The sequence below is a fragment of the Oceanobacillus manasiensis genome, from assembly GCF_000724085.1.
GTDB lineage: Bacteria > Bacillota > Bacilli > Bacillales > Amphibacillaceae > Oceanobacillus_B > Oceanobacillus_B manasiensis.
In genome coordinates this window covers 418,526-439,492 of record NZ_CCDL010000003.1, presented here as the reverse complement: position 1 = coordinate 439,492, position 20,967 = coordinate 418,526, and the positions used below count along the sequence as shown (strand labels likewise).

Sequence of the window (20,967 nt, the reverse complement as noted above, 5' to 3'; positions counted from 1 at the left end):
ATCACTAAGGCAGTCTGCTTTCTCCTTTTTTATGTGAGCTATTTCTGCTAAAATATAACTAAGTATGATGAAGAAGGAGGAATTTTGATGAGCGTACGTGCAGAAGCAACACCAAATCCAAATGCTTTAAAATTTACAACAGATAAGTTAATTTTTGAAGGTACAAACAGTATCTCTGTAATGCCAGGAGATAAAAGCGAGCATGCAGTTCTTAATGAATTAATGGAGCTTGAAGGTGTCGACAATGTTTTTGGATATCAAAACTTCATTACTGTAAATAAGAAGTTTGATGCGGAATGGGACAACCTAGCAGAAGAGGTAACAAAAGTAATTGAAAAACATGGGTATTAAAGTACATAAAGAGGCCAGTGATAGCACTGGCCTCTTTTTTAAACTGAAGAGTATATAGTTCTACTCCGCTTCCAAATCTATAGGTACATAATTTGGATTAACTTCTTCCCCTGAAGCATTTTTCCCGTATAATTTCACTACTGGTGCCTGCTCTTTAGAAATACTATCCTGTGGTATATCCAAAAGTATCTCAAATGTACTAAATCCATGTGGGTTCGACTCTAATACGATCTCTTCTTCACTAAGAAGTTCTGTATCTCCTTGCTCTAATACGTAATACAACCCACTTTCAAAAAGTGAAGCTTCCCCTGTAATGGTTGCTTGCAAGTCATCCTGTACCTTAACCTCTACATTACGAATATTGACTGACGCCTCGTTACTCTGTTCATCTTCATTATTATCTGCAGTCTCATTCGTTTGATTGTTACAGCCTACTAGGAGAACAACCAATACAATCATCATCCATTTTTTCATCTAGATTACTCCTGTCTAATCTTTTCTAAAGAAACCAAAGATTCCAGTTGTTTGTACAATATTTGTAAAAGCATTTGGGTCTACTTCATTAATAATTCGTTCGAGGTCGTATAATTCATATCTCGTTACGACTAGATACATCATGCTTTTATCAGAATTGGTATAAGCCCCTTTTGCCGGGAGTATGGTAATACCGCGCACCATTGTTTTATGAATCTCCCTTTGTAATTCATCGGCCTTATGCGTAATGATCATTGCAGTTACTTTTTCATGACGTGTATGAAGCGCATCAATCACTCTTGTCGTTACATATAATGTTAATAATGTATAAAGAGCGTTTTCTGGTTCATACAAAATACCTGCCAAAGCAATAATAATTGCATTTAGTGCTAAAAAGTATGTGCCAATTGGTCTATCCTTCACTCGAGAAAGCACCATTGCGACAATATCCATCCCGCCAGTAGATGCACCAACTTTTAATGTTAACCCAACTCCTGTACCAGCGATAACACCACCAAAGACCGCATTTAGAATAATATCCTCAGAAAAACCGATAATTGGTATAAATTCAAGGAATACACTTGTAAATAGCACAGATACTACGCTGTATATTGTAAATCCTTTTCCAACCTTAAACCAACCTAGGATGGCAACTGGTATGTTAAATAGTAATAGCAAAATCCCTGTACTTACACCGATGTTTAGAAAATCATTAAACACACTGGAAACAAGCTGGGCTGCACCAGTAAATCCACTAGCATAAACATTTGCTCCGATTAAGAAGAAATTCAGAGAAAGTGCATTCAGCAGAGCCCCAAAAATTACAATAATAATACGTCGCGCTTCAAAAATAAACATGCCTAACCTCCTTCAAGCTTATTACCTTCATTTGTATAAGAAGGGATATCGTTTTTAAACTTTGTTTTGACTATCATGCCGACTAGCTATAAACTAGAAGAAATAATGATAGAAATGTAGGTGATACAATGTTGGTAAAAATTCTTGCTGATTCAGCAACAGATTTGTCAATGAACCATTATAACGAATTTGATCTTGAAATGGTACCATTAACTGTTCATTTGGATGAGAAAGAATATAAAGACAATGTAGAAATTCAGCCAAAGACTGTTTATGACGCCATGCGCCAAGGAAAAAGTCCAAAAACATCACAGGTTTCTCCCGAGACATTTCATAATGTATTTACCTCCTATGCAGAAAAAAATGAGCCACTGGTTTATTTGGCATTCTCCTCAGAGCTTTCAGGTACATATCAGACAGCCAAAATGATGCTTCAAGAAGTGAAGGAAACATATCCTGATGCCCCGATCCATGTGTTAGACACGAAATGTGCCTCCATTGGATATGGCCTTGTCGTTCTATACGCTGCCAAGGCTGCAAAAAACGGTGCCAGCGCCGAAGAAATTATGCAATCGGCTGAATACCATGCAACCCATATGGAACATATTTTTACTGTAGATGACTTGGAATATTTATACCGTGGCGGTCGCGTTAGCAAAACCGCTGCATTTGTCGGTTCCCTGTTAAAAATAAAACCAATCCTCCATGTTGAAAGTGGAAAACTAGTTCCATTAGAAAAAATCAGAGGATCAAAAAAGCTGTTTAACCGCATGCTCGATATTATGGAAGAACGTGGAACAGACTTTACGAATCAGCTTATCGGCATAAGCCATGGTGATGACCTTGAAAGAGCTGAACAACTTTCCACTATGATTCAGGAAAAGTTTGGAACAGCGAAAGAAGACATTGTAATCGAAATGGTTGGGTCCGTCATAGGAGCACATTCAGGTCCAGGAACAATCGCACTCTTTTTCTTAAATAAACCACATAGATAATGTAAAGGCCTGATTAGATCAGGCCTTTTTAAAACCCCTAAACCAGCCTGTCTCGACCTTTATACAGCTATTTAAGAAATTAAAATCCTATTTAGTATCAACATAGCCTAAAATTATTAATTAATACTTGATAATTCCAAATGCACTCCTTTTTTCCAACACAAAAAAGCTCGTCAACATTTCCACATGAAACTCTTATTTTTTTCATACATTGTAATAGGTGGACAATTAGAAAAGCTGGCGTTCGCTAGCCTTTTAGCAATGGGTACGTTTTTCTTATACTAAATAAAAATTCCATCGTAATTGCTTACTAAATTCTTTTTACTTATCAAACGTTCAAAAAAGGAGGAGGTACATAATGCAACTACATACATTGGTTGCTAGATATGAAATCGACCGAAGCCATGCACCTGATTCCATTCATGCTTTATTGGACTATTACCAGACGAAATATATATCACAAGAAATTGATCTGGTTGTTTATAGAGAGATCTTTCGCTGTCTGGATAAAGAAGGTGCTGTATCCTCTCATGACCAATTTTGTAAGGTATAGCGAAGCAAACACAGTCACAGGTACAATGTAGGTGACACTTTCTATTTCCATTCCTTTATCTCTAAGAAATCAAACTGATAATCTATCGTTACTAGGTAGCTTCGAAACTCCTTCAATGATTTGTTTATAACCTTTCGGGGAAGATAGTTAATACCAAACAGGTTGAAGGAGGAACAAAGTATGGGAATGGAAAAGAAAAATGGAATGGAAACACCACCGCCACAGCATCAATCACGTCAGCCGGGAATTGAATCAAAAATGAACCCTGAACCAGAATATATACGTGAGAATTATCAGGGAAGTAATAAACTAAAAGACAAAGTAGCTCTAGTTACAGGTGGAGATAGTGGAATTGGACGAGCTGTTAGTCTACATTTCGCCAAAGAAGGGGCAGACGTGGCAATTATTTACCTCGATGAACATGAGGATGCAGAAGAAACAAAAAGATTAGTAGAACAAAACGGACAGAAATGTTTGCTCATTAGCGGAGATATTGGAAATCAATCCTTTTGTGAAGCAGCCGTCACGGAAACAATGGAAAAATTTAAGAAAATAAACATCTTAGTAAACAATGCAGCAGAACAACACCCTCAAGGTAGCTTTATGGACATTACAAGCGAGCAACTTGAAAAGACTTTTCGAACGAACATATTTAGTATGTTTTACCTAACGAAAGCTGTTTTACCTAACTTAAAGGAAGGTAGTTCCATAATAAATACCTCTTCCATTACGGCATACCAGGGAAGTACCGATCTCATTGATTATTCTGCAACAAAAGGGGCTATCACTTCCTTTACACGCTCACTATCTGGTGCACTTGCAGATCAAGGGATTCGCGTGAATGGCGTAGCCCCAGGACCAATTTGGACACCACTTATCCCTTCTACTTTCACAGAAGAAAAAGTGGACAATTTTGGAGGACAGACTCCAATGAAACGGCCGGGACAGCCTCAGGAATTAGCACCTGCTTACGTTTATTTAGCTTCAGAGGATTCCAGTTATGTCAGTGGCCAAATGCTCCACGTAAACGGTGGCGTCGTTCTAAACGGATAAAGTGAAACTTCAATCGAACGAATCGGCATGTTAGTCCGTTTACTCCCACTAAAAACCTAACTGTTTCCCTTCATGTTTTGAAGTGGGAGGTTGCTCCGGGATAAACAAGGAAAAAACCCTTAAGTATGAGCTTAAGGGTTTTTATGTGCCTTCTTTTTTTGCTTTTTACTAAGGATTACGATACCAGTTATGAATACAATAAATACAGCAATCACAAAACCAATAAAGAACCAGTTATACCCGGTATCTTGCTGAACGATATACACCTCTGCACTTTCTCTGGATAGCCCTATTTTAAACTCCCCATTTTCTCCAGCACGCACGGTATCATCATGAAGATAGCCACGTAACTGCATAGTAGGATCCACATCGGTTAATGTTACAGCAGCCGTTTCTTCCCCATTGTTTATTGCAATATAGGCTGTTTGATCATCAAGACTTCTCTTAAAAATGCTCATGGCACCACTTGTCCCAGCCAGTTCAAAATCTCCATGAGAAAAAACAGGGAACTGTTTTTTTAATGAAGAAATACGGTTATGAAATTCTTTTAAGTCTGGATCCCCACTATTAAACTGCACCATTTGTTGAACTTCTTCCTCACTTGATCCATACATAGGCAACTCCGATCCCTGAAATAGGGTTGGGGTGCCTGGTGTCATATACATATAAGTAAGAACAAGCGACCAAGTCGTTAAAGCATTTCTACCATTTTCCGAAAATAGCTGTGTAAAACGTTCGGTTGACTGATCATCTACATAAACAAGCCCTACTTCTCTTCCCTCTTGCTGCTCATATATATCGACTACCGCATTACCAGGCTCCATAAATGTTTTTACGATGGCGTCTTTTAGCGAAGGGTCTTCCCATTTCTGTATTCCTGTTTCTTGTGGTAAATCGGTTGTTTTTATATTCTTGTCCAGTACATCACCAAGCAAATAAACATTTTCACCCATACTTGTGATGGCTTTTGTAAAGTTTGCTAGGAAAGTCGGAGATGCTTGATCTGCAGCATGCAGCTTTAAACCATCCAATCCCGTCTCTTGAAGCCAATAACTTGCAGCCTCAATAAGCATTTCCTCCACATCAGGATTATCCTGATTTAGTAAAACAACGTTATCCCCCCATGTTGTGTTTGGAGTCTGTTCGTCTTTTACCCAATTTTGCTTATCCGTATCTTCAACAAGTGGATGACTCGCTGCCACATAATTTGTGACGAATTCCATTACCACTTTTATTTCTCTATTATGCGCTTCTTCTACTAATCTTTTGACATCTTCGATCGATCCAAATTGGTCATCAACTGCATAAAAGTCTTCTATCCAATAGCCATGGTACCCATCGGGGGAATTTTCCATTAGTGGACTCAATACGATCGTTGTATATCCCAATTCTTCATATGTATCAAGCTTATCGATTATTCCCTGTAAATCGCCCCCTTGATAGGCATGTGAATCTTCCCGTCTAACCTGCTTATCATTCTCGGCCAATCCATTATTATAGCGGTCAACTAGAATGGAATAGATAATCTCTTCATCCAATTCTCGGTCCACCTCATCAGCTGATATAGCGATTGGAGAACCAAGTGCTAGCATAAATATAATCAATAACAAAGCTGTAATTTTTTTCATCTACTATTTCCTCCAACATTTCATACTCTTGTCCTATTATTCGCTATTTAAGCAAATAGTCAACTCTTGATTAGAGATTGTTGGAAATCATTCATAATTTGGAGAGTAAAAGCGTTTAAATCCGCTCTTTAAATAACAATTATTCATGTTTTTAAGCTGATCGGATTCAAAATCCATCAAATAGGGCCATCCTATAATTTATATATATAATTGAATACTATCGTTAAATTAGAGAATAATAAAATCATCTATTTATTGGAGGGGTTTCTATGCAGGGAGAACATAACCCAAGGTTAAACTCGTCAGAGATTTCTGTTATTTGGAGCACTATTCAGAACAATAGCTTTTCTATATGCGTTTTGGAATATTTTTTAGCTAAGGTTGAAGATCCAGACGTGAAGCCAGTCTTAAATTTCGCACTAGATATATCAAAGAAAAACTTTAAAATGAGCAAAGATATTTTAAAAAAATCCAGTCACCCCATTCCAGTTGGATTTACATATAAAGACGTGAACCCAAACGCACCTCGTCTATTTTCAGATGCCTTTTACCTATATTACCTTAAAAATATGGCAAAAGTTGGTTTGTCTGTTTATGGTGTTGCTTTAACTACCTCCGCACGATCAGATGTTCGACAATTTTTAAGTCAAGCTATTCAAACATCGACCGATCTCTATAATAAGACAGCTGACACTTTATTATCAAAGGGATTATTTATTAGATCTCCTTTTGTTTCAACCCCTGACACAGTTGATTTTGTCGACAAAAAAAATTATTTAGGAGGATTTTTAAACTTTAACAACAGACCATTGAATGTTATTGAAATTACGCATCTTGAAGCAAATAGTGATACAAATACAGTTGGTAAGGCTCTTTTAGAAGGTCTTGCTCAAGTTGCGAAGTCTAAGAAAGTAAGTGATTATTGCCACAGAGGTGCGGAAATTGCAAAAAAACATATAAAAGTGTTTCAAGAAATTTTAAGTCATGATGACGTTCCAACTCCTTCAGCATGGGACGTTGAAGTAACCAATTCGACTGTATCTCCTTTTTCTGATAAATTAATTATGTTTCATACAACTTTGTTAATAGGATCAAGCATTTCCAACTATGCAACATCTGCCGCAGCAAGTTTAAGAAAAGATATTGCCGCATCTTATGTTCGCCTTACTACAGAAAGTGCACAATTTGCGAACGATGGGATAGACATCATGATTAAAAACGAATGGCTGGAAGAACCCCCTCAAGTCCCTGATCGTAAGAATTTGGCAAAGGATTAGAATTTGTTAATATAAACAACCCCTTGCATTTAACGCATTAAGTAGGGGCACTCCAATTGCTTTTAATTTTTATAATTTAAATGCAAAAAAGCTGCCTTTGTCTCTAACAAAGAACAGCTTTTTATTGCTTCCTTTAAGGCAGCAAACCTAGCGGCAAACGACCAAACCCTAGAATCAAAGTAATAAGCAGTGCGATAACTAATTGTATCCAAGGCCCTTTTGTAGGTTTTGCTTTAGATGTCTTAACTAGGATTAACTCCATAGCAACGATGACCCAAAGGCCAGCTACTCCTTTTACAATTGCTTCGGGTAGCATGTCACCTCCACCAAAGTAAGTTGCTAGTAGAGACCCACCAGTGTACAGAATAAATAAGAAATCCAAACGTAAGATCATGTGAATAATTTTTCCGGGTTTTGCCTTCCCCTGCTTGTACATGATTAATGCTACAATTAGTAGAATTAATGCTAATGCCCAAGAGGTAATATGCATATGTACCATGCAAACACTCCTTCCACTTTCAACCTTTTAAATTTAGCTAACGCTATCATATCATGTAAAAGAGAAAGTTTCATTCAAAAAGGATTTACATCCACACTATGTGGGAACAGTGATTTAATAGAAGATTTCAAACAATGAGTAAATCACTACAAAAACTGTTATACTTAGTTTGAATTGGACTTTTTACAGGGAGGGCTCGTAAATGAAGAACAGTCAAGAAATAATTGATCAAACACAGGAATATGGGGCAAAGAATTATCACCCACTTCCTGTTGTCATTTCACATGCTGAAGGTGTCTGGGTAGAAGATCCAGAGGGAAATCGTTACATGGATATGCTCAGTGCCTATTCTGCGGTAAACCAGGGACATCGACATCCAAAAATTATTGAAGCACTAAAACAGCAGGCAGACTCCGTAACATTAACATCGAGAGCATTCCACAATGACCAGCTTGGTCCATGGTATGAAAAGATTTGTAAACTAACAAACAAAGAAGCAGCATTGCCCATGAATACAGGTGCGGAAGCCGTAGAAACAGCAATGAAAGCTGCTAGACGTTGGGCTTACGATGTAAAAGGCGTAACAGAGGATAAAGCGGAAATCATAGCCTGTGAAGGAAACTTCCATGGAAGAACAATGACAGCGGTCTCGCTCTCGTCTGAAGCAGAGTACAAACGTGGTTTTGGGCCAATGCTTCCTGGTATTAAAATTATTCCTTATGGTGATATTGAAGCATTAAAGTCTGCAATCAATGAAAATACGGCTGGATTCTTATTTGAGCCTATTCAAGGAGAAGCGGGTATTGTCATGCCTCCGGAAGGCTTTTTAAAGGAAGCATATGATGTATGTAAAGAAAACAATGTTCTCTATATTGCCGATGAAATCCAGGCTGGTCTTGGAAGAAGTGGTAAATTATTTGCTTGTGACTGGGAAGATGTAACACCTGATATTTTAATACTTGGTAAAGCTCTTGGTGGCGGAGTATTCCCAATCTCTTGTATCGTGGCCAATAAAGACATTCTGGGGGTATTTAACCCTGGTTCTCACGGTTCTACATTTGGTGGAAATCCATTAGCTTGTGCTGTGTCTCTTGCCTCTCTGGAAGTCTTAGAGGAAGAAAATTTGGCTGACCGTTCTCTTGAACTTGGTAATTATATGATGGATGAACTAAAGTCCATACAAAACCCGTTGATCAAAGAAGTACGGGGTAAAGGATTATTTATTGGTGTAGAACTAACAGAATCAGCACGTCCTTATTGTGAAGAATTAAAGGAAAAAGGATTATTGTGTAAAGAAACACATGAAAATGTGATTCGGTTTGCACCCCCACTTACAATTAAACAAGAAGATTTAGACTGGGCAATTGGCCATATTAAAGAAGTACTGAAAGCATAGATTAAAAAGAGAAAAGGTAGACTTCCACTCTAAAAATGTGTGCTATATTCAAATAAAGTGAAACTTCAAACCGTGGGGGTTTTCAATATCCCCCACGGCTTGTTAGTTGAACAAATCGGGGTGTTAGCGTCCGTCTACTCCCCCACTTCATGCTTTGAAGTTGGGGTCTTACGGAGGGTTGCTCCGGGATAAAACAATTACGAAGAGGCTGGGACATAATTAAATTATCAACGCTTAATACGAATAATACTTTTTAGCATCGCTTCGGCAGAACACTTCGCTTTCCACGGGCACGGCCTCAGCCTCCTCGTGGAATGGGCCCCACTGCGGGGTCTTCGGACTCGTGCTGTTCCCGTTGGAGTCTCCGCGTTCTACCTACGCTAAAATCAGAAAACCCGAACTAGGCAAACCTTTAACCAAGGATTTGCATGATAGTTAGGGTTTTCAAGTGTTAAGAGAAATTTTATCCCAGCCTCTTCTTTTTCGTCAACAAAAATCTTTCATCCCATTCTTCACTTTTCCTTATTTACCTGTCTTACTTATTCGTCTAAATTGTTGAATATTCTTATACGTTAAACTACGCCAAAGCCACTCTAGAGGACCAAAACGATAGTGTGTCAGCCACCATTTACTTAAGGATGCTTGAAAGCTATATACGATGAGCACCATCAGTATTAGGCTCATCGGAGTCATGGAACCATAGAACCCAATGATATAAAATACCAGGAAACACACAATAGACTGTGCAATGTAATTAGATAATGCCATTCTACCTACATATTGAAAAGGTTGTAGAAGTTTTTTTCCCCACTGCTTTTGAAAAAGCAAGGTTATAGATAGGATGTAAAACAATGCTGAAAAAGTACCACCAATGTTATCCTGTATCATAGAAAACCACATTGGATTTTCAAATAAATAAGGACCAGCTTTAAAACTAACAAACATTACAAATGAAATAAACCACAACCTGATTATAATTCCCTGATGCTTCTTCGGCTCATGCAACCACCTTTTTCTTGCAATGTACATGCCTGCTAAAAATAAAGGTAAAAGTGTTCCAATTAATAAAAGATAACTTATTCCTCCATTAGAATAAATCCAATCTGTGTAATTTTGCTGCCAGATCTCGGTAAGATTGCCACTTTGATAATGGTACTGAGCTTGTTCTGCACCAAAACGGTTAGGTTGTCCAATATAATCTCTGATCTGGTATAAAGAAAGGCTTAGAAGTCCCACACATATTCCCATTAACATTACTGCCCAAACAAGAAGTGTACTTTCCTTCACATGTAGAAAAGCTAATAGTAGCAACCCAATTAGCCCATAGGTGAGCAAAATATCACCGTGCCAAATAAGAAAAGCATGAACTAGTCCAAAACAAATGAGTACCACTAATCTTCTGGCCAAAATTGGATATGCCGATAATGCTCTCCTCTCCATTCTTTCCTTCATAAGTTGAATGCCAAAGCCAAACAGTAATGAGAACAATGTGTAAAAGCTTGCTTGAAAAAAGATATCTACAATCATATCAAACCCTTGATCAAAAGGAGAAAGGCTACCTGAATCTCCTCCATACAAAAAGTTTGGGGCACTAAAAGCACCAATATTTACAACAAATATCCCAAATATAGCAAAGCCTCTTGCTGCGTCGATCCATTGAAGTCGATTTGCTTCCTTTACAGGAGTGTGTCTTTCTGTCATGATTTCATCCAACTTTCCTTCTTTTTCTTCTCTTATATAGGAATACTCCACGAACCCCTTATATTCCTTCAACATTTGAAAGAAATAGGCATACCTTAAAGAGAAAGGAGGGGATCAGATGCCGGCAAAGGTGGGTGCAGTGAAAGTTATTAACGTTTCTTCATCAGGTATTTTCAATATCGGTGATGTCTATTCAATGAACCCTGAAAGCAGTGCAAAAACCTATGCTGGTGGTGGCTCCTTCAATACCGGGGACCGGTTGCGGGTCAATCTCGCAAATTCAACGACGTATGTGTATGATTCTGACAAGATGGATCAGAATATTACATCGTAAACGGAGGAAAACGAATGAATTTAACTGTACATCAATCAATTAGTATCCATATGTTAAAAGTAGGTGTCGTTACCAATTCATCCGTCTTACAAATTGGAAGTACTGGTAGCTTTCAAACACAATCTGCTATCTATAACACGGGGGGTTTCAAAGAAGTGGCTGAAGAGGCTGAAGCAACAGGAGCAGTAGAAGCTTCAGAGTTGGCAATGCCAATTGTACCCTTGAGCCGTTAATCATGCACACCCACTCCTCTCTTGCATAAATTAATTTTAGGCATTCGTCTATAACTAGGATAGGAGGGACGCCCTGTGAATGGAACGGATTGGATGACGTACATGTATGACCTACATGGATATGTAAAAGAGCAGGACAGGAAAATTCAAGAGCTTACCCAAAAACTTGAGCAGTTAGAAACAAACCTTAACGAACAGAATACGAATCGCGTCGAAAAAATCGAATATAAATTTGACCAATTAAAAATAGAAAATTTAAATGGGACACTTCATATTGGCATGTCACCACAAGATTTAAACAATGTGGAAGATTTCAGTATGCCTGATCAATCATTACCTCCGACCACACCGCCGCTCAAACAGCAGCTCGTTTCCGAACTATCCAGCTTTGTTCAACAGGAATGCCCTGCACTTATTCGCAATCTATCCGAAGAATATGAAAGAAAGATTGATAAGCCCTATCAGAACATTCTGTTACAGGATGTTACAAAGCAGCTCCCAAGCCGTGTTGCCTTTTATGAAAAAAAGGCAGCAGATGAAAAGATCGAGTCTAGTGATCTCGCTCTTCACGATTATATAGCCAACAATATAAAAGAGGAAATCCACAATTCTCTAATTGCATACATGCAAACATTTGATAAGAAGGAGGAGTAACATGATACTAGAAGTTCATAATTATGAATTAAATGTTGGAAATATTGAATTGGGTGACGTTTCTGCTTCGTCCGTTTTTTTAATTGGAGACAGTGAAGTGATGAAAATGAGCTCCTTTTTTGATACCCCTCCCGAATCCTATACAGTTGGTAGCATCGTACCATTAGGCTCATTAGGCGGGGGTTAGTGGAAAAATGAATAGCAGATTAGCTTCTGTTAACCAAGTAAGGGTAAACTCCGTCTCCTTCAGTGGCATTTTTTCTATTGGAGATACAGAAACATCAGAGCAAATTTCTAGAGGCATCGCTTTGCAAAAAGAAGGAGCGTATTTTACTAAAAAAGACGAACTCTCTTTTGAAGATTACTCTATTTTTAAGATGGAACCCGATTTACCTGCTTTCAAGAATAAGGTGCATATGAAAACATACCACCATAATGACGTGATTCACGTTCAAGGTGTTAATACTATAGGGGTAACCACATCTTCCATTATGCAAATTGGCAGTTTACGCCGTATTGAGGCAGTTTCCTGGCTAAAGCATTTCCGTAGACTAAAAGATTAGAATGTATTTAAGCTTATTTTTTTACAGATCAGAGGTAGCAATTCCAACAAATACGCATAGACTATGGTAAGCAATTCTTTAAATAGTAGGTGTTAATATGCCATCAATTGTCGGACCACTAAAAATTAATAGTATCGGTGGCGGAGTAGTAAATTTTGGTGATGCATTTTACCTCTCTCCGAAAAGCACGTCAAAGACAAACTCCGGTTCAGGGTCGCTAAATACAGGCGATTTCATATGTACGAATAATGGTGTAAGTTCTACGAATCCATTTGACCCTGATATAAACGATCAAAACGTTACAGCAAATGCATAAAAACAGGAGAACCCCATAGAGATTCTCCTGTTTTTTTCTTTACAGCTAGCCCTTGCTCTAGATACGGCACTCACTGCTTTTGTTTTATAGTTTCACTTTTATTAACTGCTGTTTTGCAAAGAAATAAAGATAGGTTTCCTTAACTGGTTGTTTCCAGATCTGCTCTACTGCATGTCGATAAAGCTTTAACTGTGTTTTATACCGATTTCTCATCTTTTCTTGCATCTTTTCTGTCATCTCACCATGTATAGCGTCTGATTTATAATCCAAAATGATCCAGCCGTCCTCATGTGGAATTAGACAGTCAATCACACCCTGTACTAGAACGCGTTCTTCCTTTTTGCTCTCCCAATTTGCATAGACCTCACTTGTCGGCAGGGACAAACTAAAGGGAACCTCTCTTTTCACCACAGGTGCTTCCATCATAAAGCGCGCAATATCTGTCTGTAGAAAATGTTCCACTGCAGTATTATCCACTATAGCTGCTTCATCACGTGTCAGCATTTCTCTCTCTACTAACTCTTCGATAAATGCCTCTATTTCTAAAGGAGAAAGCGGGTTGTTCAACGGAATATGTTGCATGACGGTATGCAACACCGTACCTTTTTCGGCTGCCGTCACGTTTTTTTCCTTTTGCATAAACTGCGGTCTTTTAGTAATCGGGGCTTTAAAAGGTGTTACAAGCTGATCCGAGCTATATTCGTCCTTTAGCTCACGTTGCCTTTTAATTTCCGTTACCGACTGTTTCGCTCTGGATCTTGATGCCTCTACATAAGGATACTGATAAGAAAGACGCTCATCCACACTTGTAGCAAGTTCTTCATCTTCCACCTGAACAGGGTGCCATGCTTTAAGGGTCTCTCGCAATGAAAGCTCTGCTTCATCATTTGTTTCTTCAATGTTAGCTAGTTCGCTGCCATGTTGTATCTTCACATTCCATTTAGATGGATCCACCCTTATTTCATCAAGTACTGCATCCTGTAATTCTTCTGTCCGCAATATCTCAGTGGATTGGTGGCGAATTAACGCAGGGCCAACCCAGTCTAGGTAGGTTTTCGATTCCATGCGATAATGTGCTGGCAATACCCATTCCGAATGATCCAACATCTTTTCCCATTTTTGTCTTTTCTTTTTAAAAGAAGCGACATTACCAATCATAACAAGCTTTTCTTTCGCTCGTGTTAACGCCACATAAAGCACACGCATTTCTTCAGCAAGCAACTCACGGAGTTTCTCCTGCTTTAATGCCTGGAAAAACAATGTAGGATACGTAATACGTTTTACAGGATCAATGTATTTACTCGCAAATCCGAGATCCTTGTGTAAAAGATACTTTTGATTAAGATCCATTAAATTGAACTGCTTATCCATTGCTCCAAGAATGACCACGGGAAATTCCAGCCCTTTGCTTTTGTGGATGGTCATAATTCGAACAACATCCTCTTGTTCACTTAATGCTCGCGCAGCTCCCAGGTCATCGCCCCGCTCTTCCATACGTTCAATAAAACGTAGAAAACGGAACAATCCACGGAAAGAAGTATTTTCGTAAGATCTTGCCCTGTCATACAATGCTCTTAAGTTTGCCTGCCGTTGCCTTCCACCAGGCATTCCACCAACAAAGTCGTAATATCCTGTCTCCCTGTAAATATCCCAAATTAAATCAGATAACGCTCCTTGGCTTGCGTCCATGCGAAAGGTTTGTAGTTTTGCTAAAAATGTTTCCAGCTTATCACCTACAGGACCAGTTTGTTCCTTCTTGAATTGCAATAAGGCCTCATAAAAAGTTTTATTACGCCCAGCAAGCCGAATGGAAGCCAAGTCATCCTCATTCAAGCCCACAATTGGTGACCTTAGTACAGATGCAAGTGGAATATCTTGTCTTGGGTTGTCGATCACCTTTAATAAACTAATCATGATTTTTACTTCAATGGCTTCAAAATATCCTGTGGAAATTTCGGCATAGACAGGTATACCTTGTTTTTTCAGTTCATCTGTAATCGTTGGTGCCCATGTCATAGATCTTAACAGGATTACGACATCACGATACTGCATATCTCTATGGGCATTGGTTGCTTTGTCCGCCACCTGTAATGGGGCAGCATCCTTTTGACCTATCCAACCTTTTATTTTCTCGGCATACGCTCTTGCCTCAATTTGCGCCTTTTCTAAATCGCGATAATCTTCTTCTCCACTATCTTCATCCTTCTCCTCTTCTGCTTCCCGATCGATGATAAGCAACTCTGGAGCTGGTTCTGAATGTGGCAACGAATCATACATTTTATTTCCATAAATTAATTCAGCATTTTGGTCGTATTTCACTTCGCCAACCGTCTCGTCAAGGATTTGTCGGAAAATATAGTTTGCTCCAACCAGTACATCCTCCCTGCTTCGAAAATTACTTGCAAGGTCAATACGCTGTCCTTGTTCTTCTTCCTTAGCAAAACGTTTATACTTTTCTATGAAAAGGGCTGGCTCAGCATGTCGGAAACGATAGATACTTTGTTTTACGTCTCCTACCATAAACATATTACCAGCTCCTGTTCGGTCACTAAGCAGACGTAATAGGGTCTCTTGCACAAGGTTTGTGTCCTGATATTCATCTACGAGTAGCTCGCTAAACTTCTGTTGGAATTGGATGGCAACCTGTGAAGGCGTTGGCTCTTCCGCAGGTGTTTGCTCTTCCATTAGCAATTGCAGACAAAGATGCTCTAGGTCTGAAAAATCCACAAGGGCTCTCTCCCTTTTTTGTTGGGAGAATTCTTGTTTAAATGTTTTTACAAGCTCTGTTAGCTTTTTGATAACAGGAGCAAGTTCTCTCATATCTTGCACATGGCTTTCAAGATTACGGCTGAACCACCCTTGCTTCATATCATTCCAACGTTTTTTGTAGCTGTCCCGTAATGCTTTAACCTTCTTTTTCTTGTCCTCATTACAATCCATTTTCTTCGAGGATAGCTTGGCAAATGTGCTGTTTTCCATATGCTGCTGGAGCATATTCCAATCCTCTAGGTGAACCTTAGCCTCCTGCAATCCTGCTATGTCTACTTCAATCGTTTCCGCATATTGGTAGGGACCGTCACTTTCCTTAGTCATTTCCATAGCTAATGCCATTTCTTCTTCCATTGCCGTAAATTGGCTACGCACCTCTCGCTTCATTATATTTAGCCAAGAAAGGGTACTTTCTTCCCAAACTTCTGATACAGCATACGTGTTAGCCAACTGGTCGAGCCAATGGTCAGGATATGGATTTTGCACTGCAAAAGTATATAAACTCAAGATCAGGTCCTCTACCTCTGCATCGCTACGATCATTGGAGAAACGATCAACAACCGCAAAAAAAGCTGCCTGCCCACTTCCTTCCTCCCCGTACCATCGTTCAAATAAATCATCTATCACTTCCTGTTTAATTAAATCTGCTTCCATATCGTTCGCTATCCGAAAAGAGGGATCGATATCAAGCAAGTACGCATACTGGCGAACCACCTCTAGACAAAATGAATGTAATGTAGAGATTGAAGCCCGCTGCAGTAAAGAAACTTGCTTTTTTAGGTGCTGAGAATTGGGATCTTCTGCTAAAGCCTTTTCTAAAGCCTCTCCTACCCGGTTCCGCATTTCCTGTGCTGCTGCATTGGTGAATGTCACGACAAGTAGTGAGTCTATGTCTACAGGGTTCTGCTTATTTAACAGCTTTTGTATAATCCGTTCTACGAGTACCGCTGTTTTTCCCGAACCAGCTGCTGCAGCAACTAGGACGTCTTTTCCTCCTGTATAAATAGCCTCTTCCTGTTCCTTTGTCCAATTAACCATTCTACTCCCCCCTCTCTAACGCGACAGACCCTGCCTGAATTTTTCCAAGGATTTCATCATCTTTCATATCTGTTAGCTTGCGATAATTATTTGTTTCCAGTTGTGAATCAAATTGGCATACAGAGTGAAATGGACAGTACGTACATGCCACATTCTGTTTATGCTGATATGGGTTCAAATGCACACCGCCTGCTGTCATATCGACTCCTGCCTGCATCATCAATTCATGGATATGTGATTGCAGGCTCGAAAAGGTTTCGTTGCCTGCAACCTTCGAATAATTGTAAAATCCGCCATTCTTTTTCACCCCAGCAGGCACAATTTGACTTGAACCAGAATCCAATGAGGTATCCATCATTTTAACAATTTCTTCATCCGATAAAAGCAAGCCTTGCATTTTATACTTTTTAAAGAGTTCCTCTTGAATAGTCTCGTCATGTAGTTTCTGATTCCCTGATACCATCGGGTTATGAACATGGAAATAAAGCACCCCAGCAGGCGTCGCCTTTGTACCAAGCCACTGTTCTGAATGAGATAAAACGACATCTAAATACGTAAGCATTTGTAACGCTAAACCGTAATAGACTTCTATAAGGTTTAACCCTTTCGCGCTGGACTTATAATCAATAATTCGCAAGTATAGTTCTTGTTGATTTAAAGCCTTGTCCACCCGGTCAATTCTGCCCCGCAGTTGTAACTCATACCCATTGGGTAGAGGTAAATTAAGTGGTGGTAGTGTCTGTCCAGCGCCAAAACCTAATTCCAATCCAACTGGGGAAAAATTACTCTGTCTTGCTTGCTCACTTAATACAAAGGCTGCTCGGGCGATGACTTCCTGTAATTTTTGTTGAATATATTTATAACGATTCGAACTATGCAATATTTGATGTTGTAAGATCGGTGCTAAACTCGTCACTGCTTTTTGTGCATATGAATCGGTATCCTTCTTGGATAGCTGTGCAAAATCCTTTCCTTCCGTCCGTATCCATTCTGTGATTGTTTTTAACGCCTCATGGAAAAGCTGGCCAATATCAGGAGCATCTAGCTTATACGTTTTTCTCTCCTCGAGTCCAAGACTATATTTAGCAAAATGCTGATAGGAACAACGATAATAAGTTTCTAGTCTAGATACACTAGCTTTTACTTCCTTCGGGTAAAGCTCTTCAACCGTTTTGGAAGAAAGGTCCAGTGGTTTATTCTCATAGTACAAGCTTTGTAGTACATTATAGGTTGTGCTGTATTTCTCGTGATGGCTTACAAACCAGTTCAATACATGCCACCACACAGGGGCCACAGGGTATCCTTTCCGTTTCCTCGCAAGCTGGGCAGTTAATGCCGATCTTGTTTTTACTGGCGTTGTAATAAAGCGGTCAGCTTCTACTAGCTCCTCAGGGTCCTGTAGTAATAGATGATCACAGCATACCGGAAATAAATCTTCCATACGTTTAACAAGTTGAGAAGGCATTTTTGACTTACCTTCTCCATCACTCAGTGGATAACTTATATATAATTTGTCTTTAGCAGACGTAAAGGCAATATACATATAGAACCAATCATCAAGTAATTGACGCTTACTACCATCCGCTAACTTTAAGCCATGACTAGCAAGCAACTCTCTTTCTTGCTCACTGATCATCCCATCTATCTGGGGCTTCATTGGCCATACACCTTCATTAACGCCCAGTAAAAAGGCACAAGATATTCCGCTGATTCTCGAACGGTCAATGGTTCCCACAATGACATGGTCAATAGTTGGTGGCACGTGGGCAAATGTTAAGGTTTCGAATCCTGCCTCGAGCGTTGCCCTAAACGTATCCAATGTCATTGTTTCATCTCCGGCCGTTTCCACAATTTCATCTAAGAGCTGTAAAATCCCTGTCCATACTTGGTCTTGCTCACGGCCTTTTTCCACATCTCCTTGCTCGTCATACACTTCACGCATTTTCTCAAGCATCGATGGTGCCTCTATCTCCTCTAAAAAGGTAAAGAGTACGGTAGCTTTTTCTCGTATCGTGGTGGCCTGTCTTATCGCTTCATCAAATGGCTGGAGAGCTTGTACCACTTGTTGGCGGTATTTATTAATACGAGTTTGTGTTGCTTTTTCTGTATCTGTCTGTGCTGTCTGGTCAAACCCCCGGAAACGCTGAAAGACCCATTCCTCTTCTCCTATCCAACGTTCTCTGGAACGAATCCCATATTCAAGCACATAATTTTCAAGGTCATCAATGGAATCAGCTGTTAAAGGAAAATCTGGATCTGTAGAAGGTATAAAGCCGGTCTTTAACACTCGGAAAATAGCATCGTAACGCCAATTTCCTTCTACCATATCCAATACAGAGCGAATCAATTCAATCAATGCATGATTTAACATAGTCCGCTTTTCATCAATAAACACTGGTATGTCATAATCGCTAAATACCGTTTTAATTAAGTCATGGTATGTGTCTGTCTCCCGAAGGAAAACTGCCAGGTCCTGATACCTGTAATTATCTTCCCTTACAAGACGAATGATTTCCTGGGCTACGCCTTCCACTTCTGCTCGTGGATGAACCGCTTCTCTAATCTTTATTGGCACATCCCCTTCATAGGGAGGAACTGGCCTTGTATCAAAATACCGTTCCAAGTGCGCAAAATAAGGACGATCCTGAAACCTTCCATATTTTGGTTCTAATACAACTGTATCTTCTTGAACAACCCCATGCTCTTCTGCCAGTTGCTTTAAAATATAATAGGTTTCCGTGGTTTGGTAGAACAAGCTAAGCTCAGATATTTGTAGCTCCTCTGGTCGGTCAATTGTCAGGGCTATGGTAACCCGTTTGCATTGCTTCATCAGTGCCTCAATTACAGTAAGTTCATTTGGGGTAAATTGGTGAAATCCATCTATATAAATTTCCGCTTCTTTTAAAGAAGTTGCTTCATAGATTTTTTCTGCTAAAAGCCGGAGTTGGTCTTCACTGTCTATATAGCTTTCTTGTAACGCAATCGCTAGTTTTTCGTAGATGTATTGGAGATCGTCTAGCTTGTTAACAAGTGCTTCTTCCCCCGGCTCTTTGTGGACATATTGGTTTATATCCTCCATTTGGCTCAAAAGAGATTCTGGGGTGATATTGTACCGTTTGAATTCTGTAATCATACCTTCAAGCTGCTTTAAAAAGCCCTGTTTTTCAATGGCCTTTTGGAATACCCGCCAGTCTCCTTGTTTCTCTTCAATTATTTTGCGCAACATCATTTGAATGCCGACAGAACTAATAAATTGCTTTGTTCCACCTCCAGTTTCCTGGAAAATACGCCAGGCTAACCTAGAAAAGCTAGTAACCTGTGCGCGGATACTGCCACTCATTTCCTCGTCCTGAAATAATTCGTATTCCTGCTGAAACGTCATTTGGTCTGGCACTATATAAAAAATTGGCGGCCCCTGAGGGTTGTCTTGTAGCTTGGCCTTTATTTCATCTAGCGTTCGGCCGCTTTTCCCTGTTCCCGCTCTTCCCGCTAAAAATCGGAGTCCCATCTTTCCTCTCCCCCCATTTTCTCTTTATAATAAATACGCAACGTTCTCCTAATATGAAAAGGGCTAACAAATGTTCCTTGCCCTCTATCTCTTTATCAACAACTAACTCGTCTTATTTAACACCAAGAAATGCTATTAACATAAAAAGCTTCCATCTTCTATTTTACCAAAGATGGAAGCTCCTAGCTATTTACCAAGACTTATACTTGTTTTGTTAAGTGGCCAATACTTTATATCTACTTTCCCAACAAGCTGGTCTTGAGAGATAAAGCCAAATGATCTACTGTCAAGACTGTCCTGTCTATTATCACCTAGAACGAACAGCTTTCCTTCTGGCACCTCTTTTTCACCAGTTTTCTCCTCTAACGTGAAATCTGCAGTATAAGGTTTTGAATCACTTGCTCTTACGTATGGTTCGAGAAACGGCTCTTCCACATACTCATCATTCACATGGAGTTTATCATCTCTATAGGAAATTTTATCACCAGGTAATCCGACCACCCTTTTCACGTAATCGTCTTCCTCATTTGCATGAAAAACGATGACATCAAAACGCTCGGCCTGTGTTAAGTCATATATTACTTTATTTACCATTAGCAAATTCCCATCATGCAGTGTTGGTTGCATGGACTCTCCATCGACTACATAGCTAGCGAATAGCAAAGAGCGTAAACCTATTATCAACACCGCTACAATTAGTATTACGGGCAGTAGCTTACGAAGTCTCCTTTTTTTCATCGTTTTTAAGCCTCCAGGGTTTTCTTCTA

The 20,967-nt window shown here is 39.4% G+C and carries 20 protein-coding genes; 12 read left to right on the top strand and 8 right to left on the bottom strand.

From position 1 onward, the window contains the following. Nucleotides 1-87 precede the first annotated feature (87 nt). Nucleotides 88-351: a NifU N-terminal domain-containing protein gene (locus BN985_RS15725; RefSeq protein WP_042224612.1), complete on the top strand. Its 264-nt coding sequence runs from the start codon at nt 88-90 to the stop codon at nt 349-351. Nucleotides 352-411: 60 nt separating this feature from the next. Here the strand turns inward: BN985_RS15725 and BN985_RS15720 are convergent, their stop codons facing one another. Continuing rightward, nucleotides 412-825 carry a hypothetical protein gene (locus tag BN985_RS15720; protein WP_042224611.1) on the bottom strand — a complete coding sequence of 138 codons (414 nt, stop codon included), beginning with the start codon at nt 823-825 and terminating at the stop codon, nt 412-414. A 15-nt stretch (nt 826-840) separates the two neighbouring features. Next, complete coding sequence (locus BN985_RS15715) at nt 841-1,683, bottom strand: YitT family protein (RefSeq protein ID WP_042224610.1); 843 nt, start codon at nt 1,681-1,683, stop codon at nt 841-843. Between the two features lie 128 nt (nt 1,684-1,811). Between BN985_RS15715 and BN985_RS15710 the strand changes: the two genes are divergently transcribed. From BN985_RS15710 to BN985_RS15700, 3 genes are all read left to right on the top strand, one after another. Further along, nucleotides 1,812-2,678 carry a DegV family protein gene (locus tag BN985_RS15710; RefSeq protein ID WP_042224609.1) on the top strand — a complete coding sequence of 289 codons (867 nt, stop codon included), beginning with the start codon at nt 1,812-1,814 and terminating at the stop codon, nt 2,676-2,678. Between the two features lie 358 nt (nt 2,679-3,036). After that, nucleotides 3,037-3,231 (top strand): YppF family protein, encoded by a 195-nt coding sequence (yppF, locus tag BN985_RS15705; protein ID WP_042224608.1) that lies wholly within the window; start codon nt 3,037-3,039, stop codon nt 3,229-3,231. Nucleotides 3,232-3,411: 180 nt separating this feature from the next. Beyond that, nucleotides 3,412-4,284 (top strand): SDR family oxidoreductase, encoded by an 873-nt coding sequence (locus tag BN985_RS15700; protein ID WP_084157579.1) that lies wholly within the window; start codon nt 3,412-3,414, stop codon nt 4,282-4,284. Nucleotides 4,285-4,415: 131 nt separating this feature from the next. Here the strand turns inward: BN985_RS15700 and BN985_RS15695 are convergent, their stop codons facing one another. Then, entirely contained in the window at nt 4,416-5,912 is a 1,497-nt protein-coding gene (locus tag BN985_RS15695) for an alpha-amylase family glycosyl hydrolase (RefSeq protein WP_042224606.1), read from the bottom strand. 269 nt (nt 5,913-6,181) lie between these two features. Between BN985_RS15695 and BN985_RS15690 the strand changes: the two genes are divergently transcribed. After that, nucleotides 6,182-7,189 (top strand): DUF3231 family protein, encoded by a 1,008-nt coding sequence (locus BN985_RS15690; protein WP_042224605.1) that lies wholly within the window; start codon nt 6,182-6,184, stop codon nt 7,187-7,189. 133 nt (nt 7,190-7,322) lie between these two features. On the opposite strand, the gene BN985_RS15685 is transcribed toward BN985_RS15690, so the two are convergent. Continuing rightward, the gene (locus BN985_RS15685; RefSeq protein ID WP_042224603.1) at nt 7,323-7,688 is read right to left on the bottom strand and encodes a YisL family protein; all 366 of its coding nucleotides are present in this window, start codon (nt 7,686-7,688) and stop codon (nt 7,323-7,325) included. A 202-nt stretch (nt 7,689-7,890) separates the two neighbouring features. On the opposite strand from BN985_RS15685, the gene BN985_RS15680 reads away from it, so the two are divergent. Next, nucleotides 7,891-9,084 (top strand): ornithine--oxo-acid transaminase, encoded by a 1,194-nt coding sequence (locus BN985_RS15680; protein ID WP_042224601.1) that lies wholly within the window; start codon nt 7,891-7,893, stop codon nt 9,082-9,084. A 522-nt stretch (nt 9,085-9,606) separates the two neighbouring features. Here BN985_RS15680 and BN985_RS15675 read toward each other — a convergent pair. Further along, entirely contained in the window at nt 9,607-10,836 is a 1,230-nt protein-coding gene (locus tag BN985_RS15675) for a DUF418 domain-containing protein (RefSeq protein WP_318262421.1), read from the bottom strand. Between the two features lie 67 nt (nt 10,837-10,903). On the opposite strand from BN985_RS15675, the gene BN985_RS15670 reads away from it, so the two are divergent. From BN985_RS15670 to BN985_RS15645, 6 genes are all read left to right on the top strand, one after another. After that, nucleotides 10,904-11,119 carry a spore germination protein gene (locus BN985_RS15670; RefSeq protein WP_042224599.1) on the top strand — a complete coding sequence of 72 codons (216 nt, stop codon included), beginning with the start codon at nt 10,904-10,906 and terminating at the stop codon, nt 11,117-11,119. Nucleotides 11,120-11,133: 14 nt separating this feature from the next. After that, entirely contained in the window at nt 11,134-11,352 is a 219-nt protein-coding gene (locus tag BN985_RS15665) for a spore germination protein GerPB (RefSeq protein WP_042224598.1), read from the top strand. A 75-nt stretch (nt 11,353-11,427) separates the two neighbouring features. Next, nucleotides 11,428-12,006, top strand: coding sequence for a spore germination protein GerPC (gene gerPC, locus BN985_RS15660; RefSeq protein WP_042224597.1), 579 nt, complete (start codon nt 11,428-11,430; stop codon nt 12,004-12,006). A gap of 1 nt (nt 12,007) precedes the next feature. After that, nucleotides 12,008-12,193, top strand: a complete 186-nt coding sequence (locus BN985_RS15655) for a hypothetical protein (RefSeq protein ID WP_042224595.1) — start codon at nt 12,008-12,010, stop codon at nt 12,191-12,193. 7 nt (nt 12,194-12,200) lie between these two features. After that, entirely contained in the window at nt 12,201-12,569 is a 369-nt protein-coding gene (locus BN985_RS15650) for a spore germination protein GerPE (protein ID WP_042224594.1), read from the top strand. 97 nt (nt 12,570-12,666) lie between these two features. Continuing rightward, complete coding sequence (locus BN985_RS15645) at nt 12,667-12,885, top strand: spore germination protein (RefSeq protein WP_042224593.1); 219 nt, start codon at nt 12,667-12,669, stop codon at nt 12,883-12,885. Between the two features lie 84 nt (nt 12,886-12,969). Here the strand turns inward: BN985_RS15645 and addA are convergent, their stop codons facing one another. From addA to lepB, 3 genes are all read right to left on the bottom strand, one after another. After that, entirely contained in the window at nt 12,970-16,692 is a 3,723-nt protein-coding gene (gene addA / locus BN985_RS15640; protein ID WP_042224591.1) for a helicase-exonuclease AddAB subunit AddA, read from the bottom strand. Between the two features lies 1 nt (nt 16,693). After that, complete coding sequence (gene addB, locus BN985_RS15635; RefSeq protein ID WP_042224589.1) at nt 16,694-20,200, bottom strand: helicase-exonuclease AddAB subunit AddB; 3,507 nt, start codon at nt 20,198-20,200, stop codon at nt 16,694-16,696. Nucleotides 20,201-20,386: 186 nt separating this feature from the next. Beyond that, nucleotides 20,387-20,938 carry a signal peptidase I gene (gene lepB / locus BN985_RS15630; protein WP_042224587.1) on the bottom strand — a complete coding sequence of 184 codons (552 nt, stop codon included), beginning with the start codon at nt 20,936-20,938 and terminating at the stop codon, nt 20,387-20,389. Between the last annotated feature and the right edge of the window lie 29 nt (nt 20,939-20,967).